General features: G+C 57.1%; 15 protein-coding genes and 4 pseudogenes. 12 read left to right on the forward strand and 7 right to left on the reverse strand.

Annotation, left to right across the window (positions count from 1 at the left end; all coding sequences use genetic code 11):
• Nucleotides 1-3: 3 nt before the first annotated feature.
• Together QCM77_RS25175 and QCM77_RS25180 are read left to right on the forward strand one after the other, a co-directional pair.
• Nucleotides 4-461, forward strand: a pseudogene (locus tag QCM77_RS25175) (IS3 family transposase); the annotation flags it as partial.
• 72 nt (nt 462-533) lie between these two features.
• Nucleotides 534-1,937 carry an IS30 family transposase gene (locus QCM77_RS25180; RefSeq protein ID WP_462804352.1) on the forward strand — a complete coding sequence of 468 codons (1,404 nt, stop codon included), beginning with the start codon at nt 534-536 and terminating at the stop codon, nt 1,935-1,937.
• Here the strand turns inward: QCM77_RS25180 and QCM77_RS25185 are convergent.
• Nucleotides 1,828-2,289: pseudogene (locus QCM77_RS25185) on the reverse strand (IS66 family transposase); the annotation flags it as partial. The gene QCM77_RS25180 and the pseudogene QCM77_RS25185 overlap by 110 nt on opposite strands.
• Before the next feature lie 8 nt (nt 2,290-2,297).
• On the opposite strand from QCM77_RS25185, the pseudogene QCM77_RS25190 reads away from it, so the two are divergent.
• Together QCM77_RS25190 and QCM77_RS25195 are read left to right on the forward strand one after the other, a co-directional pair.
• Nucleotides 2,298-2,504 (forward strand): annotated as a pseudogene (locus QCM77_RS25190) (transposase); the annotation flags it as partial.
• 4 nt (nt 2,505-2,508) lie between these two features.
• Nucleotides 2,509-2,809 (forward strand): annotated as a pseudogene (locus tag QCM77_RS25195) (integrase core domain-containing protein); the annotation flags it as partial.
• 133 nt (nt 2,810-2,942) lie between these two features.
• Here the strand turns inward: QCM77_RS25195 and QCM77_RS25200 are convergent.
• From QCM77_RS25200 to QCM77_RS25210, 3 genes are all read right to left on the reverse strand, one after another.
• Nucleotides 2,943-4,325, reverse strand: coding sequence for an O-antigen ligase family protein (locus tag QCM77_RS25200; RefSeq protein ID WP_279685316.1), 1,383 nt, complete (start codon nt 4,323-4,325; stop codon nt 2,943-2,945).
• Between the two features lie 67 nt (nt 4,326-4,392).
• Nucleotides 4,393-5,298, reverse strand: coding sequence for a heparin lyase I family protein (locus tag QCM77_RS25205; protein ID WP_279685317.1), 906 nt, complete (start codon nt 5,296-5,298; stop codon nt 4,393-4,395).
• A 26-nt stretch (nt 5,299-5,324) separates the two neighbouring features.
• On the reverse strand, nt 5,325-6,152 hold the full coding sequence (locus QCM77_RS25210; RefSeq protein WP_511337211.1) for a polysaccharide deacetylase family protein: 828 nt from the start codon (nt 6,150-6,152) through the stop codon (nt 5,325-5,327).
• A gap of 400 nt (nt 6,153-6,552) precedes the next feature.
• Here QCM77_RS25210 and QCM77_RS25215 point away from each other — a divergent pair, with 400 nt between their 5' ends.
• Nucleotides 6,553-7,722, forward strand: coding sequence for a glycosyltransferase family 4 protein (locus QCM77_RS25215; protein WP_279685320.1), 1,170 nt, complete (start codon nt 6,553-6,555; stop codon nt 7,720-7,722).
• A gap of 275 nt (nt 7,723-7,997) precedes the next feature.
• On the opposite strand, the gene QCM77_RS25220 is transcribed toward QCM77_RS25215, so the two are convergent.
• Both QCM77_RS25220 and QCM77_RS25225 read right to left on the reverse strand, forming a co-directional pair.
• Nucleotides 7,998-9,371: a glycosyltransferase family 4 protein gene (locus QCM77_RS25220; RefSeq protein ID WP_279685321.1), complete on the reverse strand. Its 1,374-nt coding sequence runs from the start codon at nt 9,369-9,371 to the stop codon at nt 7,998-8,000.
• Nucleotides 9,352-10,614 (reverse strand): nucleotide sugar dehydrogenase, encoded by a 1,263-nt coding sequence (locus QCM77_RS25225; RefSeq protein ID WP_279685323.1) that lies wholly within the window; start codon nt 10,612-10,614, stop codon nt 9,352-9,354. The genes QCM77_RS25220 and QCM77_RS25225 overlap by 20 nt, the downstream gene beginning before the upstream one ends.
• A gap of 284 nt (nt 10,615-10,898) precedes the next feature.
• Here QCM77_RS25225 and QCM77_RS25230 point away from each other — a divergent pair, with 284 nt between their 5' ends.
• The 7 genes from QCM77_RS25230 (at nt 10,899) to QCM77_RS25260 (ending at nt 16,712) form a co-directional block, all read left to right on the forward strand.
• Nucleotides 10,899-11,048: a hypothetical protein gene (locus QCM77_RS25230; protein ID WP_279685324.1), complete on the forward strand. Its 150-nt coding sequence runs from the start codon at nt 10,899-10,901 to the stop codon at nt 11,046-11,048.
• Between the two features lie 363 nt (nt 11,049-11,411).
• Entirely contained in the window at nt 11,412-11,801 is a 390-nt protein-coding gene (locus tag QCM77_RS25235; protein WP_279685326.1) for a hypothetical protein, read from the forward strand.
• A 70-nt stretch (nt 11,802-11,871) separates the two neighbouring features.
• Nucleotides 11,872-13,077: a Gfo/Idh/MocA family protein gene (locus tag QCM77_RS25240; protein ID WP_279685327.1), complete on the forward strand. Its 1,206-nt coding sequence runs from the start codon at nt 11,872-11,874 to the stop codon at nt 13,075-13,077.
• Nucleotides 13,064-13,723 carry a sugar transferase gene (locus QCM77_RS25245; protein WP_279685328.1) on the forward strand — a complete coding sequence of 220 codons (660 nt, stop codon included), beginning with the start codon at nt 13,064-13,066 and terminating at the stop codon, nt 13,721-13,723. Before QCM77_RS25240 ends, QCM77_RS25245 begins: the two co-directional genes overlap by 14 nt.
• A 42-nt stretch (nt 13,724-13,765) precedes the next feature.
• Nucleotides 13,766-14,947 carry a DegT/DnrJ/EryC1/StrS family aminotransferase gene (locus tag QCM77_RS25250; RefSeq protein ID WP_279685329.1) on the forward strand — a complete coding sequence of 394 codons (1,182 nt, stop codon included), beginning with the start codon at nt 13,766-13,768 and terminating at the stop codon, nt 14,945-14,947.
• Nucleotides 14,948-14,997: 50 nt separating this feature from the next.
• Nucleotides 14,998-15,693, forward strand: a complete 696-nt coding sequence (locus QCM77_RS25255) for a hypothetical protein (RefSeq protein ID WP_279685330.1) — start codon at nt 14,998-15,000, stop codon at nt 15,691-15,693.
• Nucleotides 15,694-15,797: 104 nt separating this feature from the next.
• Nucleotides 15,798-16,712, forward strand: a complete 915-nt coding sequence (locus QCM77_RS25260) for a glycosyltransferase (protein ID WP_347882392.1) — start codon at nt 15,798-15,800, stop codon at nt 16,710-16,712.
• 313 nt (nt 16,713-17,025) lie between these two features.
• Here the strand turns inward: QCM77_RS25260 and QCM77_RS25265 are convergent, their stop codons facing one another.
• Nucleotides 17,026-17,991: a polysaccharide deacetylase family protein gene (locus QCM77_RS25265; protein ID WP_279685331.1), complete on the reverse strand. Its 966-nt coding sequence runs from the start codon at nt 17,989-17,991 to the stop codon at nt 17,026-17,028.
• Nucleotides 17,992-18,672 lie beyond the last annotated feature (681 nt).

The following is an 18,672-nucleotide window of genomic DNA, read 5'->3' on the forward strand; positions in this document are numbered from 1 at the left end:
CGACGCGCCAGGCAGGATGCTGCGCTGAAGATCGAGGTCCGGCGCGTCTTCGATCAGAACTTCCGCGTCTACGGCGTGCGCAAGTCTGGCGCAAGCTCAAGCGCGAAGGCTTCCATGTTGCCCGTTGCACGGTGTCGCGACTGATGCGGGACATGGGTTTGCAAGGGGTTATCCGCGGCAAACCGGTCAAGACCACGATCAGCGACAAGGCCGCGCCATACCCGTTGGATCACGTCAACCGCCAGTTCAAGGCGCCAAGGCCAAACGTCCTCTGGCTCTCCGACTTCACCTATGTCGCGACCTGGACCGGCTTCGTCTATGTCGCCTTCGTCATCGACGCCTATGCCCGCAGGATCGTGGGCTGGCGAGCCTCGCGCACAGCGCATGCGGGCTTCGTGCTCGATGCGCTGGAGCAGGCACTGCATGATCGACGGCCGGTCCATCGTGCCGGGCTCGTGCACCAACCATAGCGACAGGGGCAGCCAAGGCTGGATTCAAGCGGTCGTCGCAACACTCTGAGGTTGGAGGTTGCGGTGAACATTCGAAAGCGGCGATCGGCACGATCAGTACGACCGCCATTGCCATCGCCAGGGCGGCCGTCTGCTGCAGGGCGCGAGGAACAGAATAGATTCTGGCGGGCGATTGCCAGGGGGCTGAGTAGCGAAGAGGCTGCGCTCGAAGCCGGAGTGTCGCAACCTGTCGGAGCCAGATGGTTCCGAAAGGCGGGCGGCATGCCACCAGCGATGTTCAGATCTTCGGCCAGGCCGCTCTCTGGGCGGTACCTCTCATTGGTAGAGCGCGAGGAGATCGCACTCCTCAAGATGCAAGGCCATTCCATACAGGAGATTGGGCGCCGCCTCGGGCGGGCTGCCTCGACAATCTCCCGTGAACTGCGACGCAATGCGGCCACCCGCAGCGGCGGGTTGGAGTACCGGGCGACGACTGCCCAGTGGCATGCAGATCGATCGGCCCCTCGTCCGAAGCTGACCAAGCTTGCGCTCAATGCAACCTTGCGCACTTATGTGGAGGAGAGACTTGCTGGCGGCGTCGTAGCCCCGAGCGGCGCGCCCGTTCCTGGTCCCGCCGTTCCGTGGAAGGGCCGCCGGCATGGCCCACGCAAGGATCGGCGATGGGCCAAAGCCTGGAGCCCTGAGCAGATTGCCCGACGCTTGCCGATCGACTTCCCGGACGACAAGACGATGCGCATCAGCCACGAAGCTATCTATCAAGCCCTCTTCGTTCAGGGCCGTGGGGCGCTACGCCGCGAGCTGACGGCCTGCTTACGAACAGGGCGTGTGTTACGGATGCCCAGAGCGCGCGTACGCAGGCGAGGCAAGGGCTTTGTCTCGCCGGAGATCATGATCAGTGAGCGCCCCGCCGAAGCGGCCGATCGAGCAGTGCCGGGACATTGGGAGGGAGATCTTATCCTCGGTCTTGGCAGCTCGGCAATCGGCACGCTGGTCGAGCGCACGACGCGCTTCACGATGCTCTTGCACCTTCCACGGTTGGCGGGGCATGGCGAAGCTCCGCGCACGAAGAACGGGCCCGCCCTCGCGGGACATGGGGCCGAAGCCGTGCGCGACGCGATCACGCGCACCATCATCACTTTGCCCGAAGAGCTGCGCCGCTCTCTAACCTGGGATCAGGGAGCCGAAATGGCTCAGCACGATCGTCTCAAGATCGATGCGGGTATCCAGGTCTACTTCTGCGACCCGCAAAGCCCTTGGCAGCGTGGCACTAACGAGAACACCGTACGCATCCGGCGAAGGCCCCCGGCTAGGCCGCATTCTGGCGGAAGGCTGATCGCGGTTAAGCGGCGTGAGCGAAGCTCTGAGACTGCCAATTCCAAGGCAGCAGTTCGTCAATGCGCTTGGCAGGGTGATCTGGTAGGCGCGCCAGCACGTCGGCAAGCCAAGCCTGTGGATCGATGTCATTGAGCTCGGCGGTGGCGATGAGGCTGTAGATGGCAGCCGCACGCCGGCCACCTTCATCGGACCCGGCGAAGGTCCAATTTTTTCGCCCCAGGGCGACCGCCCGTAGCTCACGCTCAGCAGCATTGTTCGACATGCAAAGCCGTCCATCATCAAGGAAGCGGCTAAATGCACCCCAGCGGCTGAGGCAGTAATTGATGGCCTTGGTCGTGTCGTTGTTCCTGGAGAGCTTGGAGCGCTGCTCGCGCAACCACGCCTCCAACTCGACGATCAGGAGGCGGCTACGCTCCTGGCGCACACGCAAACGCTCCTGTGCAGTAAGACCGTTGATCTCGCGCTCGATGGCGAACAGAACATCGCTTCACCGGGCGGATACAGAACACCAACGGTTTGTTGCGGCAATACTTCCCGAAAGGCACAGACCTGAGCATCCACAGCGCCCGACGAAATATCCGCTGTGGCAGCGGCCCTCAATGCTCGACCGAGAAAGACACTGGGTTGGAAAACGCCCGCGGAGGCGCTTGACGACTTGCTACCGTGAGTGAAAAAACTGGTGTTGCGACGACCGTTTGAATCCGCCCAATACGTCTCGATCAAATACACCGAACGCCTGGCTGAAGCAGGCGTGGAGCCCTCTGTCGGCAGCGTCGGAGATTCCTATGACAATGCTCTCGCCGAAACCATCAACGGTCTCTACAAGGCCGAGGTGATCCATCGGCGCGGGCCATGGCAGCTTCGAGTCCGTCGAGCTCAAGACCGTGGAATGGGTGGATTGGTTCAACAACCGACGGCTCCTCGAGCCCATCGGCAACATCCCGCCGGCCGAAGCCGAGCAACGCTACTACGCCATGCTGGAACAACCCGCCATGGCGGCATAACTTAAACCAAATGGCCTCCGGCAAACCCGGGGCGGTTCATCATGGCGGCGGGCGCACTTCATCGCCACGCTGCTGCAGACCGCGAAGATGAATGGTCTTCGAGTTCACGTTAGACCATTTCTGTGAGACTTGATCAACGGTGATAGGCATCCAGATAACGCAACCGCGCCAAGTTGATCATCATCGCAATGATCGGAAATACATACATGTTGTCAATTGTTGGAAAAATTTCACGCTCGGTCGCCATACCAACTCCAAATCCGAGGATGCACGCGAACAGAGCCCAATATAGGTCACTATTCAACCTCCGCCCAACTCGCCAGGCGACAGCCACTCCAACAAAAAGGAAGATCATAAGCACACTGGAAAAAATGGCCCCGCAATCGATAAAGAAATTGATAATTGCATTATGCGCGTGACCCATGTGCAGCAAAGCTCCTGTGTCCCAACTTTGGCTCGTCACTATTCCGTAGCGACCAGCGCCAAACAGGAACAGGCCGATATTGCTCGTCCATTCATTCAGCAGAGGAGCCCAGATGTAATCAACACGGCCCGTCAGCAAGGCATCGGCCGAGAAGTCGGAACCGTTTTTAAACCCGATCGAAAGAAGAGCGTCCATGGTTGGTCCGCCCCACAGGACCAATGTGATGCCAAGCACCGCAGCGCCAAGAATCAAAATGCCAAATCTGCGTCTCTGAATCAGAAGCAGGCAATACGACACTGTTACCGTGACAAGCGCGCTGCGTGACCCGAGGAGAAGAATTGCCAGAAGCGATAGACCGAGAGGTACGATCCAGAGAACGCCGCGCGTAAGAAATCGATAGAGCAACAAGGGCGCACAACAGATGTACATAGTTCCAATCGTATTGTAATGGACACCAAAATAGGTTGCGCACAACTCATTCATTCCACCTCGTTCCCGGCTGTCTTCAGCAGCTAGGTTAGCCATTTCCTGCTGGCCGCCTGAAAGCAGAACGGATGGATTCATCAGGATAAGTATGATGAAAGCGACCGAGAACAACAATGTTGAGAGGCAGATCACCGTCGTGATCCTCTCAAGCTCCTGAAAGGAGCACATGCGCTTAAGAGTAAAGAGAAACCCTAAGATATAGAAAGCCGGAACGATACAGGATGACAGTGTGAAATCTAGATAGGACTCGTGAAAAGAATTAGGGAGCCGACTATGAAGGAGCGGAGCATTCGGGATTGATCGAATGAGGGCAATTGTAAAAGTTGCGAAGTACAGGAGAAAAATTCTGATGGATCTTTGCTCAATCTTGTCCGTCGCGTGCAAGGGCGCGCTTTGGAACACCAAATAGGCGAAGACTACCGCTGATAGCAGGTTGAACGGCTTCAACCCTTGGATACCGAGCAGATTGTCATCGAGAAATGGTACCCGCTGGAATGGCAACACAAAAAGGAAAAAAAGAAAAAAAAATCTTCCGCTTTGCGCGATTGAATGCGCGATCGTGGGATGATACGGGGGGCGGCCGCTATAGCTCAATAAATCACTCATAACGCACCGGACTTTTTGTTCTAGCGCGGCCGGACCCAGCCGCGCCGGTGAAGTTGCGCACCATGAGTCAGAGGGGCCGTGGCGAGGCTCCAGGCGGTGCCGCCCTAGTTGTTATTGTCATATTTCGAAAATTGGCGGCAACAGTCTCGGGTGCTCGACTCCGATAGAGTCCATACTCCCAATAGGTGGGATCCCCAAAGCCTAAGGGGCCCTGATAGTTCACAACCTGAGTACCATTCATCCAGACGCCCAAATACCCGCTACTGTTATTGGATACATTGGCCGATATTTTAGTATCGTTGTACTGACCAGCTTGGATTGGATTGGGGTCGGTCCAGAGCGTGAGATGCGTAAGGTTGCGGGCCGCGTTGCTCGGATTCAGACCCGTGGGGCAATATAGAGCGTTAACTTGCAGATGGTCGCCAACAAGATTGATATAGAATGGAGGCGAGGTAGGCACACCACCAACGGTGTCATCATTGTGCAGTTGGCCAAGGATGAAGTATGATGATGCCGTGTTTGTAAATGACCCATTGGGCCCATTTGGCTCCACCATAAACTCATAGCTTATGTTGATAGGAGTTCCGACCGGAATTCGTGTATCGTTTTCAATTTCGGCGCGATCGACAGGTCCAGAATCATACCATGCTTTATCACCCGGTTGGACTTCGAAGCGCAGCGTTTGTGGGTCAAGATTGGTCAGACTATAGCTCTTGCCCGCCGTCTGAACTTGGTAGCTGTCGCCACCGATATCAAACCGCGTTTTTGGTGTCGCGGAAAACGACGTAATCGACGGGACAACCGTTCTACTTGCAGGCCGCGTTGCTTCGATCATATCGCCTGCCGCATCTGTACCCGTGGCAGCAAAGCTATGAACGTCGGATGGGCCTGCCCCCACAAACTTCCAGGGATCACTTGCATCCGCTGTCGTCGTGGCGATGAACGCGGCAAGAACAGTTAGCAGCACTTTCATCGCTATTCCTCTTGCCCGTTTCTTACTTAGTTGTCGGAGCATGACAGCAACGCTCTATCGTGAAATTCGATCAGCGTACTGCCGCAAAAATGTTTCGCCGCTTGTGAAAAGAGCTCGCTCAAATCCCGATACAATTTCTCGACTGATTCGACTGTCGGAAAATAAGGACTTCCGCCAGGCATGAGCTCCGAGGAATGCGTCATGAATTCTACATAAGGCCGATTTTGCGAGATCGTGATGTCGAGAATGCGCAGCATCGACGTCAAATTCGACCCATTCGGTCGCAGCCAATCCAGAGGCCAAATGTAGCGCCGGGCCCTATCCGGTAAGTCAGATATGTCTTCACAAGATTGGGTCGCTCGGGTCAGAAAAGCGGGCGATCGGTTGATGATCGTCATTGGAACCTCCAGTAGCGAAGACCTTCCCCGAAGCGCGATATTTCCCTCACTCATCCAATAATGCTGCTCAGGAAATCCTCGATAATCGGTCCCTCCCGCACCGACCGGATCTCCCTTGGTGCTGCGCCAATCCACGTGAGGGGTTACCGAACAGTCGACTCTAAATCCCAAATCTCTCAAAACATTAGCGTAGAATGCATTGAGGGCCCAGCGGCCCGATCGATGGCTCAGCATCTTGACGCCAAACACGTCCTCAAGAAGATGCATCTGATATTCAATTTTCTTCCGGATTTCATCTTCTGGATACTCGACTAGAAACGGCTGGCACCACGAATCATTGCTGGTCAAGCGATAGCTTGGGGGTGAATTCCAAGCGTGCACATGCATCCCGATTTCGCCGGCACCTCGTGCGATTAGATCGCGGCCAAATTCAATAAAACCACGATCATTGGCCATTTCAAAGTTCACCAGGTAGGTGGGCTTCAGTCCGAAGTTCTCACATAGCGACTGAAAGCGAGGAAGAAAGGAAGCATTGCGAGTTTCGACGCTTGAACGCCTACTCCAAATGTCATCACCCTCTGTATCGATTGTAATAAGAAAGCTTCTCAAGAGATCTACTCTACCTTAGCAGCACGTCGACGTCGCTACTGTCCGATCACTGTGCGGGGAACTTGGCAGAGGCCGGCAAATTGCTAAAGGGACGCATCTAGCACTTGCCACTCAGTCACTCCGTCTTAGCTAAAATCACTACACACTGGGTCACTGGATGGAAATTAGCAATAAATGGGTAACCAGGATGGTCCATTGAACCTCGGCGACACCGGGACTAGAGCTCGATAAAAGCTGTGGGTGTCAGGTGCGAATTCTCTCGATAGATTTTTACATTCCCTATCTCCTGAAGGACGAGAACTATCCGGTCGGCGGGTGGGCCATCGAACTTTCGACATGGCTTCGCGCGCTTGAAAATGCCGGCCACGAAGCCGCAGTCCTTACCTGGAAAGGCGCTTTGGCCCACGTTGGTTCGAACCCGCCAATAAGACTTATCGAGACCTACGATCCGACGCAGGGGGTACGGGTTGCGAGGTGGTTCTATTCATTTATTCCCAAACTATTAGCAGCCGCCCGCGCCTACCGTCCGGATGTCATCATCCAGGGCGCACGCGGGCTGGGCACCGCCGTCATGGCTTTCATCGCCGGCCGATTGGGAGTTCCGTTCGTTTACCGCGTTGTAAGCGACGCAGACGTCGACGAACGATACAAAATCGGTCTTCGACAGTTTGAATGGTTATCCTATTCTTGGGCCCGGCATCGAGCAGCCGGATTTCTCTGTCAGAATCAGTATCAACGCGACAAGTTGGCAGCGCTTTTTCCCGGAAAGCCAATTCATGTCCTTCATAACCCTATTGCCGTCGCGGAGAACGCGACCGCTCCTTTGCCACGCGCAGAACGCAGATATGTCGCGTGGCTTGGAGTCTTTCGCTATCCAAAGAACTTGCCATTACTTTTTCGGATCGCTCAGGAACTTCCCGCCGTCGAATTTCGCGTGGCCGGAATGCTGTCCGAAAATGCTGATCAATCGACGATGGACGCCGTGAATGGCTTGCGCCATCTTCCAAATGTGGAAATGGTTGGTTATGTCCGGAGGGCCGACATTCAATCGTTCCTTTCGGAAGCGGCGATGCTTCTCTGCACATCGCATTACGAGGGCTTCTCGAACGCTTTCCTGGAGGCTCTGACCGCGGGCACACCTGTCGTGACGCGCCGGTCTGTCGATCCGGATTCGATCGTCTTGCGTCATGCCCTCGGTGCATCAGCTGCGGACGAGTTGGAACTCTGCAGATCCGTGAGGGCAATTTGGGACACCGACGCGGACGATTACAACGCGCTCGCGCAACGATGTCAGACCTATGTTAAGGCCAATCACTCGCCAACGGTAAAAGCTAGTGAGTTGATTGTCGCTTTGACGCCTCTTGTTGCTAAGTCAAAAGCAGCGCGACTACGTGATCACGATCTACTGCCAGTGTGAGCGCTACGCGCCCGAAGTGGAGCGCCGCGTCGAATCGCAGACGTGGCGTGATCGTAGCTGAACGAAACTCGGAAGAATCACCGCCCGTTAGGGGTACCGCGACCTTGAGATGTTGTTCGCCGGACTTGGTTTTTTGACCGCGATTCTTTCGGTCAAGTTCGGCCGCCAGGATTTCTTTCATCGTCTCCTGCTTGAACGCTGACGCTTCGATCGCTCGTCCGTTATGTGGAAATGATTTGCGCCGCCTCAATTCAAAGCGCCTCGCTCGGGCTTGGTCAGTGTCTTAAATCGAATAGTTTTTCATAAGCACTTAGAAGGCTTACGGCCCCGTGGTCCCAAGCGAGCACGTCATAGACTCTTTTCTGGCCGAATACGCCCATATGGTCACGCCGCACTGGATCATCCAGAAGCTCCAGTATCTTGTCGCCGAACTCCGCAGTATCCGCATTCTGTACATACAGAGATGCCTCTCCGGCCGAAACGCGCCCTTCGGTGAGGTCAAATTGGACGATAGGCTTACCCAAGGCCATATACTCCATGACCTTGATCATCGTTGATTTGTCATTCATCGCGCTAGGGCGGTCCGGATTTACGCAGAGGTCTGCTGTCGAGAGTATTGTGAACAGCGTGGCGTCATCAACACGGCCGGTGAATGTGACCAATTCATCCAGCTCAAGGGCCGCGGCAAGTTTCTTGACCTCGTCCAATTCCGGCCCATTCCCGACAATGACGAATTGGACATCATCTCGATTTCGCTCCCCGCGGATGTGGCTGATTGACTGCAATAGCAGATCAAGCCCCTCCTGCTTTCCAATAACCCCCACATACGCGACCAGGAATTTTCGCCCCTTCTTCCAGGCCGGGTCTGATGGAAGTGATCGAACGCGCGCAAGATTTGGACCGGAACGCACAACGAACACACGTTCCGGATTCATTCGCCCTCGTTCAAGGGCAATGCTACGATATGACTGATTTGTTGCTATCGATACGTCAGCTAATGCGAATGTAACACGCTCAAGCAAGACCATGGTCCGCCAGAGGAGGCCACGACGTCCAAATTTTGCTTCGTAAAGCTCCGGGCTGATATCGTGCTGATCGAAGATAAACGACTTTCCGAAAAGAAACTTGTAAAACGCACCAACTACAAAAATGAGATCCGGAGGGTTGCAAGCGTGGATTACGTCAAAGCCGCGCGTTGCGAGTATCTTCAAACTCAGCGCAAACTCCCAAAATAGTGCCGCGCTGTACTCGGCAAGATAGCCTAGCACCCCACGTCCTTCTTTCGGCAGCCAGTGGCGATAGACCGCAATTCCCTCGATCAGTTCAAATGAGGCCGTTGCCTGCGGTCCCTTGGGACAAATTATCGACACTTCATAGCCGTGCCGTGCCAATGTGCAGGCTTCCGACCACACTCTGCGATCGAATGGTACTGGAAGATTTTCGACGATGATAAGCACGCGGCGGCGCGCTGAGCCATTCATCACGGATTGGGCAGCCTGCGCGGCGTCAACGGGTCCCGCAGAAGTATCGACGTCCGAACGAGCCAATTCGTACTGTTCGCTCGTAGCGCCGGTCTCCCCTGGTGGTTTCGCTATCACGGCTTGATCAGGTTCGCTTGCACTGCGATCGTCACGAAAGAGTGTTAACATCGATAACCCGCCTAGTGCGTAACGCCATTTGTCTCGCCCATCCTCTAGTATCGATGACAAGGTCGAACAGCTCCGACTCGGCCACGGATTTGGAGACTAGAAGCTTGCGGAGTGCAGGCAAATTGGAGAACGCGTAGCCGAGATTCTGGCCTAACAATCTGGACGGTTCGACGTGGGGATCGTAGATCGACAACCCGATATGCGACTGAAGGAATTTGCGAGCCAGGTCGATATTGGGGCTCTCGCGAAGATCATCGCTGTCCTCTTTGAAGGAAAGCCCCAGCATAAGCACCTGCCCGCCGGCCCGAACTGCCTTCACGCAATTCTCAAAGAGAAAGTTCTTATGCGCGTCATTCGACCTCAGAACCGAATCCACCAGATGGGTATGTGCCCCGACGTCGCTTGCGATGTATTGGAGCGCGCGAACGTCTTTCGGCAGGCATGAGCCGCCGAATGCGCCACCAGGCCTCAAATAGTAGGGTGAGATGTTGAGCTTCGTGTCAGAGATGAAGATCTCGTGAACTTTGGCTGCGCTGATATTGAGCTTATCGCAGACGCGACCAACCTCGTTTGCAAACGCAATCTTCACTGCGTGAAACGCGTTGTCGACGAATTTTGTCACCTCTGCCGCACGATAAGTCGTATAGAAAACCGGCGCTTCAATCCTGGCATTCAACTCGTCAAGAGCCGTGCACCGTTCTCCGTTCTTGGTCCCAATCACGATCTTCGGTGGATGGAAGAAGTCTTCGATTGCGACAGATTCACGCAAGAATTCTGGATTGTAGACAAGCTCGACTAGATCCATCTTGCCTTCCAGTGCGTCCTCGAAAATCGGGAGCACCAGTTCCTCGATCGTACCGGGCCGCATCGTAGAGCGAAATACGATGGTCAGCGGCATCGCTCGAGCGGGGCCGACCAACTCCGCAATCTGACGGGAAACCTCCACGATAAAGCTCATATTGTGAGATCCGTCCGGCGCACTAGGCGTTCCCACACAGACTATGGCCATGACGCAACTGTCGAGATGTTGGCTCACATCCTTCGTTGCGCTCAGTAGACCCTTCCTAACCGCACGGGCCACGAGGTCTTCGAGGCCAGGCTCGGTGATAGGCGACTTACCGGCATTGACGATCGCCACTTTTTCGTTGCTAACGTCAACGCCAATGACTTCGTGGCCATCCCTGGAGAGGCAGGCGGCCGCAGTCATGCCGACGTAACCAAGTCCAAAGACCGCTATCTTCATTGTAGTCCCTCACTTCCACTGCCCTTAGTGTAGCGTTGGGGCATGCCGAGCAAGGGGGGCAAAAGGGCTGCTGCCGGCGGCTGATTGGGTACCCATTTGTGAGTACTCGGTGACAAACTAATTGTACAAGCCAATTGCCAAGTACCGCACATACAGCATCGAGTTCAAACGCCAAGTCGTTTAGGAGTTTCTCGCCGACGGGACGCTCCATGGTCTGTCGAAGCGCCACGATGGCTGGTGAAACCTAGCGTCTGGTATCCGACTCCAGAGTTTTTGATTGTTCCGTGTTCGGTGAAATCGATGGTCTGATGGTGGACAGCTCCACCGTTGACAACCGCGAAGCCAAGGAGGCGGCCACAACGAATGCGATTGCGGCTGTAGACGCGCGACAAAGCCCTGATGAATTCGCGCGAAAGGAAAACGATCGCATATGACCTCAGCTTCTTCCGATGTGACGTGCCGGCTCCGGTCTTCGGTCGGCCTTGAATGAGTTCCGGCGCTCCGGCAGCGGAGTTGTGGCCTTCAGCAACGAGTCAGGCTCATGTCTTGGTTTGACATGACCGCATTGTGAGATGTGCTCAGCTGCAGCTGGCTTCCTCGAGGCAACAGAGCGGAGGGGTGCGAGCCGAGACCGTCGAGAAAACGGAGTTGCAGCTGCTGTTTGCCGCCAAGATTGATTGCCGCACTGCGGTGCTGCAAAGTCGCGGTGCTTGCCGTCTTTTTGCTAGTCCTCGGCGCCTCTCTTTCCGCCTATCTGCTTGTCGGGCGGCGTTACGACGCCGAGGCGCTGGTCTTGGTTGGCTGGTGTCACCGAGCGCTTGCGATCCCGCAGCATCACCGACCCTGCCGGTATCGATTCGCTCGCCGGAATTGCCGAGACGGACGACGTTGTGCGCGAAGCAGCGAACAAGGTCGGCCTTCAGCGCCTTTTTCCTGACCTCGACCGGATGCAGCCGAACGGCGGCCCCCTGATTTCAATCTTGCACGACGCGGCAGCTAAGCTAGGTCTTGAGGGTTTGCTTCTCGCTGATCAGACCCGACGCAAGGACAGCATCCTGATTTCGATGCTGCGGCGCGTTGAACAATCAGAGGGCAAAACCGACCTTCTGAAGATTTCATTTCCTCACCACGATCCGGTGATCGCCTCCCGAGGTGGGAGGCGGAGCTTCTGGCTTTCGTCCGCGTGATTTTTTGACCAGATAATAAGTGCGGAGGTATTTCGACCTGTGTACCCCAAAAGAGCGTAGATCATAACCCGTGTTCTTCAGCAACACGCGCGCGCAATCGGCTATCTTGAATGAACGCACGCTGACGGCCTTCAAACCAGGAGCCAACATGGCGACGAATAACCATTATCGTGAGGACGTCGAAGCTCAGATCGCGAACGACGGCCCGTCGCTCGCGGTCATCGGCTGCGGCTACTGGGGTTCGAAACACATCCGTGTCGCCTGCGATATACGCGGCGCGAGGATGGCGATGGCCGTTGATCCGCGACCTGACAGATTGGAATATATCCACTCACAGTATCCTTCTGTCGCTGTTTCGCGTAATATCAACGCGGTACTGAATAGCCCTTCTATAGACGCAGTCATTCTTGCCACCCCTGTAGAGACGCACTTTGAATTGGCGCGGGCGGTACTCCAGGCCGGAAAGCACGTGCTCGTCGAGAAGCCGATGGCCATGACGAGCGCGGAATGCCGCGAGTTGAATGCGATCGCCGAACAGCGCAAGCGAGTTCTGATGGTCGGGCACACGTTCGAGTATCATCCGGCCGTGACTGCCATGCGCGAGATGATTCAGAGCGGCTCTCTTGGCGAGCTTTACTACATCGACTCGCGGCGCCTGAATCTCGGTCTCTACCGGCATGACGCCAATGTCCTTTGGGACTTGGCGCCGCACGACCTCTCGATCATCTACTTCCTACTGGAGGAGGTGGCGCAAAACATCGGCGCTTGGGGTTGCTCGCACGTTCTGCCCAGCGTCGAGGACGTTGTTTACGCAAAGCTGGGCTTCAAAAGCGGCCCGACCGCCCATGTGCATGTTTCCTGGTTGGACCCGGTCAAAGTGCGCCAGATCACGATCGTCGGAAGCGAGGCGATGCTGGTGTTTGACGACGTGCAGCCGTCCGAGAAGGTGCGCGTTTACCAGAAGCGCTTCACGCCGCGGATAAACGGCGACTCCTACGCCGACTTTCAGTCAGCCTATCATCATGGCGACGTTCATATCCCCGCGATATCCAGCACCGAACCGCTGAAACTCGAGATACTCGACTTCGTCAATGCGATCGTGACCGGGGAACGGCCGCGCGCGGATGGATTGCATGGGCTGCGCGTTGTCGAAGCGCTCGAGGCGGCATCGGCGTGTCTACGGCGCAAGCAGCAACGCCGTACCAACGGTAAGGATCAACCGGCGTTTCGGCGGCGGAACGTGTCGGTGGGAGGTCCCGAAATTGCCGTCACATGAAGCCACGCGACGGAAGGCGCTTCTGCGGGAATTTGGCAAACGGGCGCTCGACCTCGCGATCAGCGTTCCTGCGATCGTGGTGCTGACCCCCGTCTTCATAGTGGTGTGGATTGCAATCCATCTCGACAGTCCCGGACCCGCGGTCTTTTGCCAACGTCGGATCGGGCGAGGCGAAAAACCGTTCAACTGCTTCAAATTCCGGACGCTCCGCCACAACGCCGACCAAAACGTCCATCGCGAGGCGATCCGGCGGGCTTGGGCGAAGGAACCCCTCTCGAACGATCCCGATGCCCCGTACAAGCTGACAGACGATCCTCGCGTGACGCGTGTGGGGGGAGTGCTGCGAAGAACCAGCCTCGACGAGCTGCCTCAACTCCTCAACGTACTGAGGGGCGAAATGAGCATCGTCGGTCCGCGGCCAGCGATTCCTTATGAACTCGAACACTTCCGGGACTGGCACCACAGACGTCACATTGTGAAGCCCGGCATCACTGGAATTTGCCAGGTCCGCGGCCGGGGTCGTGTCTGCCCCGAGGTAATGCTCGAGATGGATGTCGAGTATGCAATGAATTGGACCTTGTGGACCGACCTGAAGTTGATTGCGCTGACGTTTCCCGCGGTTTTGCGGGGGCGCGGTGCCCGATGAGGTTCTCGAGTGACAGAGCTGGATTCTCGTGAGGTTCGACAAATGCAAATTCCGTTCGTCAATCTTAAAGCGCAATATGAGACGCTAAAGGACGAGGTGGCCGAAGCAATTCGGGGCATTCTCGATTCCGCGCAGTTCATAGGCGGTGAGACGCTTGCCTCGTTCGAAAGAGATTTCGCCGCGTATTGCCAGGTGCGCCATGCGCGCGGTGTGGCGAACGGCACGGACGCGCTTCATCTGGCGCTGCGGGCCTTGGGTATTGGTCATGGAGACGAGGTGATCACAACCGCCCATACCTTCATCGCCACCGCGGCCGCCATCGTTGCGACGGGAGCGCGGCCCGTGTTCGTCGATATCGATCCGGATACCTCCACCATCGACCCCAGGATGGTCGAGCGCGGCCTAACGGATCGTACAAAAGCGATCGTCCCAGTTCACCTCTTCGGCCAGCCGGCTGATATGGGTCCAATCAAGGACATCGCACAGCGGCGCGGCCTCTATGTCGTAGAGGACGCCGCCCAGGCGCACGGCGCGGAATATCAGGGGGTCCGAACCGGGGCGCTCGGCGATATCGGATGTTTCTCGTTTTATCCAGGGAAGAACCTCGGGGCCTATGGCGACGGCGGAGCGATCACCACCAACAATGCCGCGATCGCCGAGCGGATCGAACGACTGCGTGACCACGGTCGAACCAGCCACTACAACCACGCCGAGATCGGGTTCAACAGCCGACTCGACGCCCTCCAGGCGGCAATCCTGCAGGTCAAGCTCCGCCGCCTGGATGAATGGAACGCCAATCGGCGGCGCGCTGCAGAGTGGTACACCGCGGAGTTGGCGCAGTCGGGGATCAAGACGCCGTTTGTTCGAAAGGGATCGACGCACGTCTACCATTTGTATGTGATCGCCACGAACAAGCGGGACGCAATACGCAACAAGCTCGACGAGGCCGGCGTGGCGACCGGGATCCATTATCCGGTGCCGCTCCACCTACAGCCTGCTCTCGCTCATCTCGGCTACAGGCAGGGTGACTTGCCGTACTGCGAAGCGATGGCCGCTCAATCACTGTCCCTGCCCATATTCCCCGAGCTCGCACACGATCAGGTGCGCGGTATCGCCGCGATTGCGCGCGCTGCGGCCGAGCAGGACGGCCACGAGAAATTGGGGCAGGAGTCAACGTATTCGCGCGCTGCTCTGCGCGCAGAGGCCGCGAAGGAGCTGCGATGACTCGAATCAGTGCGTGGGCGGTCGTCGAGACCGAGGCGATCGGTGAGGCCGTGACGATCGCCGAGTTCGCCGTGGTGCGGCCTAACGTTACGATCGGCAACGGTGTGATCATTCACCCGCACGTGGTGATTGAGAGCGGCGCAAGAATCGGGGACAATGTCGAAGTCTTTCCGGGAGCCTATATCGGCAAGGCGCCCAAAGGGGCCGGTGCGCTGTCGCGCCCGCCGCATTTCGAGGCGTGGGTCGATATCGGCGCCGATTGTTCTATCGGACCGCACGCGGTAATTTTCTACGACGTCTCGGTCGGCACGGGGACTCTGATTGGTGACGGCGCCTCGATCCGTGAACAATCGCGGATCGGCTCGAAGAGCGTCATCGGGCGTTACGTCACGGTCAATTACAACACGCGAGTCGGCGATCGCGTCCGGGTGCAAGATCACACCTGGTTGGCGGGCAATATGACGATTGAAGACGACGTGTTCATTTCGGGCTGCGTCGGCACTTCGAACGACAATGCGATAGGCCGCGACGGCTACGACGGTTCGCCCATGCTCGGGCCCCACATCGCGCGCGGCGCCGCGATCGGCGTGGGAGCCAACCTACTGCCAGGCGTCAGAATCGGCGTTGGCGCCGTCGTCGGCGCCGGCGCCGTGGTGACGAAGGACGTGCCCGACGGTTCGCTCGTGATGGGCGTCCCGGCGGAGTTACGACGATGGCTCAAAGAGGTTAGCGGCGCAGACCTGTGACTAGCTGGCAGTTCGTGCCAAACGTCGAGGGAACACCAATCGTGAGGATCCTCTGTGTCACTAACATGTATCCGAGTCCACACAGGCCGGGCTCTGGAGCCTTCGTGTGCCATCAGGTAGAGCAGCTGCGACGGTTCGGCCACACGGTCGACGTCGTCGATATTCTCGGATCCCAGTCCAAGATGAATTACCTGAGGTGCGCTCTTGATGTCATGCGAATGACCCGCGCGGTGGCATACGACGTCGTCCATGCCCATTACGGTTATTCGGCATATCCTGCAATGTTTCGTTCGCAGGCGCCCCTCGTCATCACGCTACACGGGACCGACGTACTTGGAAATATCTTTGAAAGGCTGTGCACGCGGGCTGTGTCGCATTTCGCCGATGCCATCATCGTCGTTTCGGAGGGGATGCGGAGACGGATTCCGGGAATCGTGATTCCCTGCGGGGTCGACCTCGACGTATTCAAGCCGTACGATCGCGATAAAGCACGAGCGCGGCTGCAGTGGCCAAAAGACAAGTATATCGTTCTGTTTCCGTTTGATCCGGCGCGCCCTGAGAAGAGATATGATCTGGCGCGAGCCTCAGTCGAGCGACTCGTGCAGGAGGGCGTCGACGCAGAATTGATGACCGTCTTCAATTTGGCGAACGGCGAAATGCCGTGGTGCTACAGCGCGGCCGACGCCATGCTTCTCTGCTCGGATCGTGAAGGGTCGCCGACCTCTATCAAGGAAGCTCTCGCGTGCAATCTTCCGGTGGCGGCGACGGAGGTCGGCGACGTCGGCGAGCTGTTAAGCGGCATCGCGGGAACGCGGATCTGTCCGCCGGACGCCGGCACGATTGCTCGCAACCTACGAGAGGTTTTTGACTGGTCGCGGAGCAGCGAGTTCCGGGGGCGAGCGGCGATGGCGAGGTACGACCAGGCCCTCACCGTGGAAAAGATCGTCGGGGTATATGCCGACGTTCTCTCCAACTTCAGGGCAAAGGCGGTGGGCAGGCGTTTGCTGCGGAGCGGATGACGATAATGCGACGGCATGGACCTTTACAGGCGAGCGGAGCAGCTCCCGACTGGGATGGGCGGCCGAGTTAGTTTCGAAACGAGCGCGCTCGTTCGTCCGTTCATGTAACCTGCCGACCTATCCCCCTTGACCGGCCATACCAACGGTTCATCGATCGGTCGAAAGACGGCACTCGCGCACGCACCGACGCCGGCCTTAGAAAAGGCACTTTTGGCAACTGCGAGCCGTAGCTTCTTGCAGATGCCGCTGCGGCGTCTGCAGCGGCGGTCGCCTCAACGGTAGCGGGCGGCCTCTCCGAAGACCTGCGGCGGTGTCAGCCTGCTGTCGGCCGTGTTAGGCGCGAAGCATCTTTCGACGGCTTCCGATGTGGTCGTCTCGCAAGAAGCGCTTGCGCTGCCAACTGCACCCCACTCAATCGAGCAGCGAAGGAAACTTCTGTGTCATACGCACTGCACACCCCAATGCGGGGAAGCGCGAATTGGCCTAGACGATCGCCGGTTATCTGATCGTGTCGTGTTGTTACGGCGCTCACATATCCCGTTTCCTTGGCGAGATACTCTTCACGCAGACCGCATGCGCCGGGGGTTCCATAAGGATAAGCGAGGTGCCTAACAGGCAACTGAAGTAGATTCTCCAGATAATTGCGATTGTCGACCAACTCGGCTCGCGCTGAAGTCGCGTCTAGGTCTGAGAGCGCTTGATGTGAGGTTGTGTGCCCGCCAATTGATGCGAGAGGATGACGCGCCAGACTTTGGAGCTCGCGCGGATCCAGGAAATATCGGTCATTCAGCGCCGACAAAGAAATGCCAGCGTTTTCGAATGTCGTCGCAAGCGCTGCGGCCCGTTTATAATCTTGGTGCACCCACTCTATCACTTTGCTCAGAGCGGCTCGCTTGCTCCGCAGGTCAGGGCAACGGAACCGCGCATCCATTGCGTCAATCGTTACGGCTTCTCTTGAGCGAATTAGTTCGCGTACTCCCAGCCACCAGCAGTACATGGTCCGCGTTAACGCGGTGGTCGGCACGTACATCGTGAATGGAGCGTTGTAGCGCTCGAGGATTGGAAGAGCCACCGAGACATTGTCCCGGTACCCGTCATCGAAAGTGACGACCGCATAGCGGCGCGATTGATCACCTCTGGCCAAGCGCTGAAGGCACTCCTGGAGGCTAACGATCGCCCATCCTTCCCGTTGCAGCCAACTGAGCGAATATTCAAAAAGTTCAACCGAAGCGCCGGTGATCAATTCCGACCGACAATCCCGCTGAATCTCGTGGAACATCAAGATGACCGCCCTACCGGCGAACAATGTGCGACAAATCGAAAGAAGTCCAAGACCCCTAACTCCATAAAACAAGCCACTCTTTAACAGCTGCTTCACTTGAGGCCACCTCCACAGCAGAAATCCGTTGAGCCAAGGCCGTCTAATATGCTGACGAAAACGCCCCGCGCTGCCTGTCTACAGGATTGCTGCAGAGAGTGGTGCGCGGCCGGATCCGCCAAACTGGAAGCAAAGCGCTCAGACTTGCGGATACCCGCCGGCATTTGCGTCCGCCGGCGGTTCATGGATGAGCTACAGATACGGAAGTTCACACCACAAGACCGCAAATGTGCGGCGGTCGAGACGCCGAATGGACCGGGGGCATCAAATTCAACCATCTGTCCGCCTGATACAATCGAGCTGCGCGCGTGCAACTTCGACGCAAAATGTAGCTAAAGAGTTGAGAATAGACACACTTGGATCGAGCGCAACCGGAGAACATAGGGACTACCCAATTTTGAGTAAGATCCTGCCGGCGACGAAACATAATCGAAAGCCAAATGATAGCGATAATGAAAGAGCCGGTCCCGATTGTCTGAACAAAAATTCCGCGTCGATAAGTGGAGACTCTGCCGGTGTTAGGCCGCCGCGCGGAGCGGAGGAAGATCGAAGTAGGCTTGATCCGGGGTGCGGTCGTCAAGG

The organism is Bradyrhizobium nivariense, from assembly GCF_029846695.2.
Classification (GTDB): domain Bacteria; phylum Pseudomonadota; class Alphaproteobacteria; order Rhizobiales; family Xanthobacteraceae; genus Bradyrhizobium.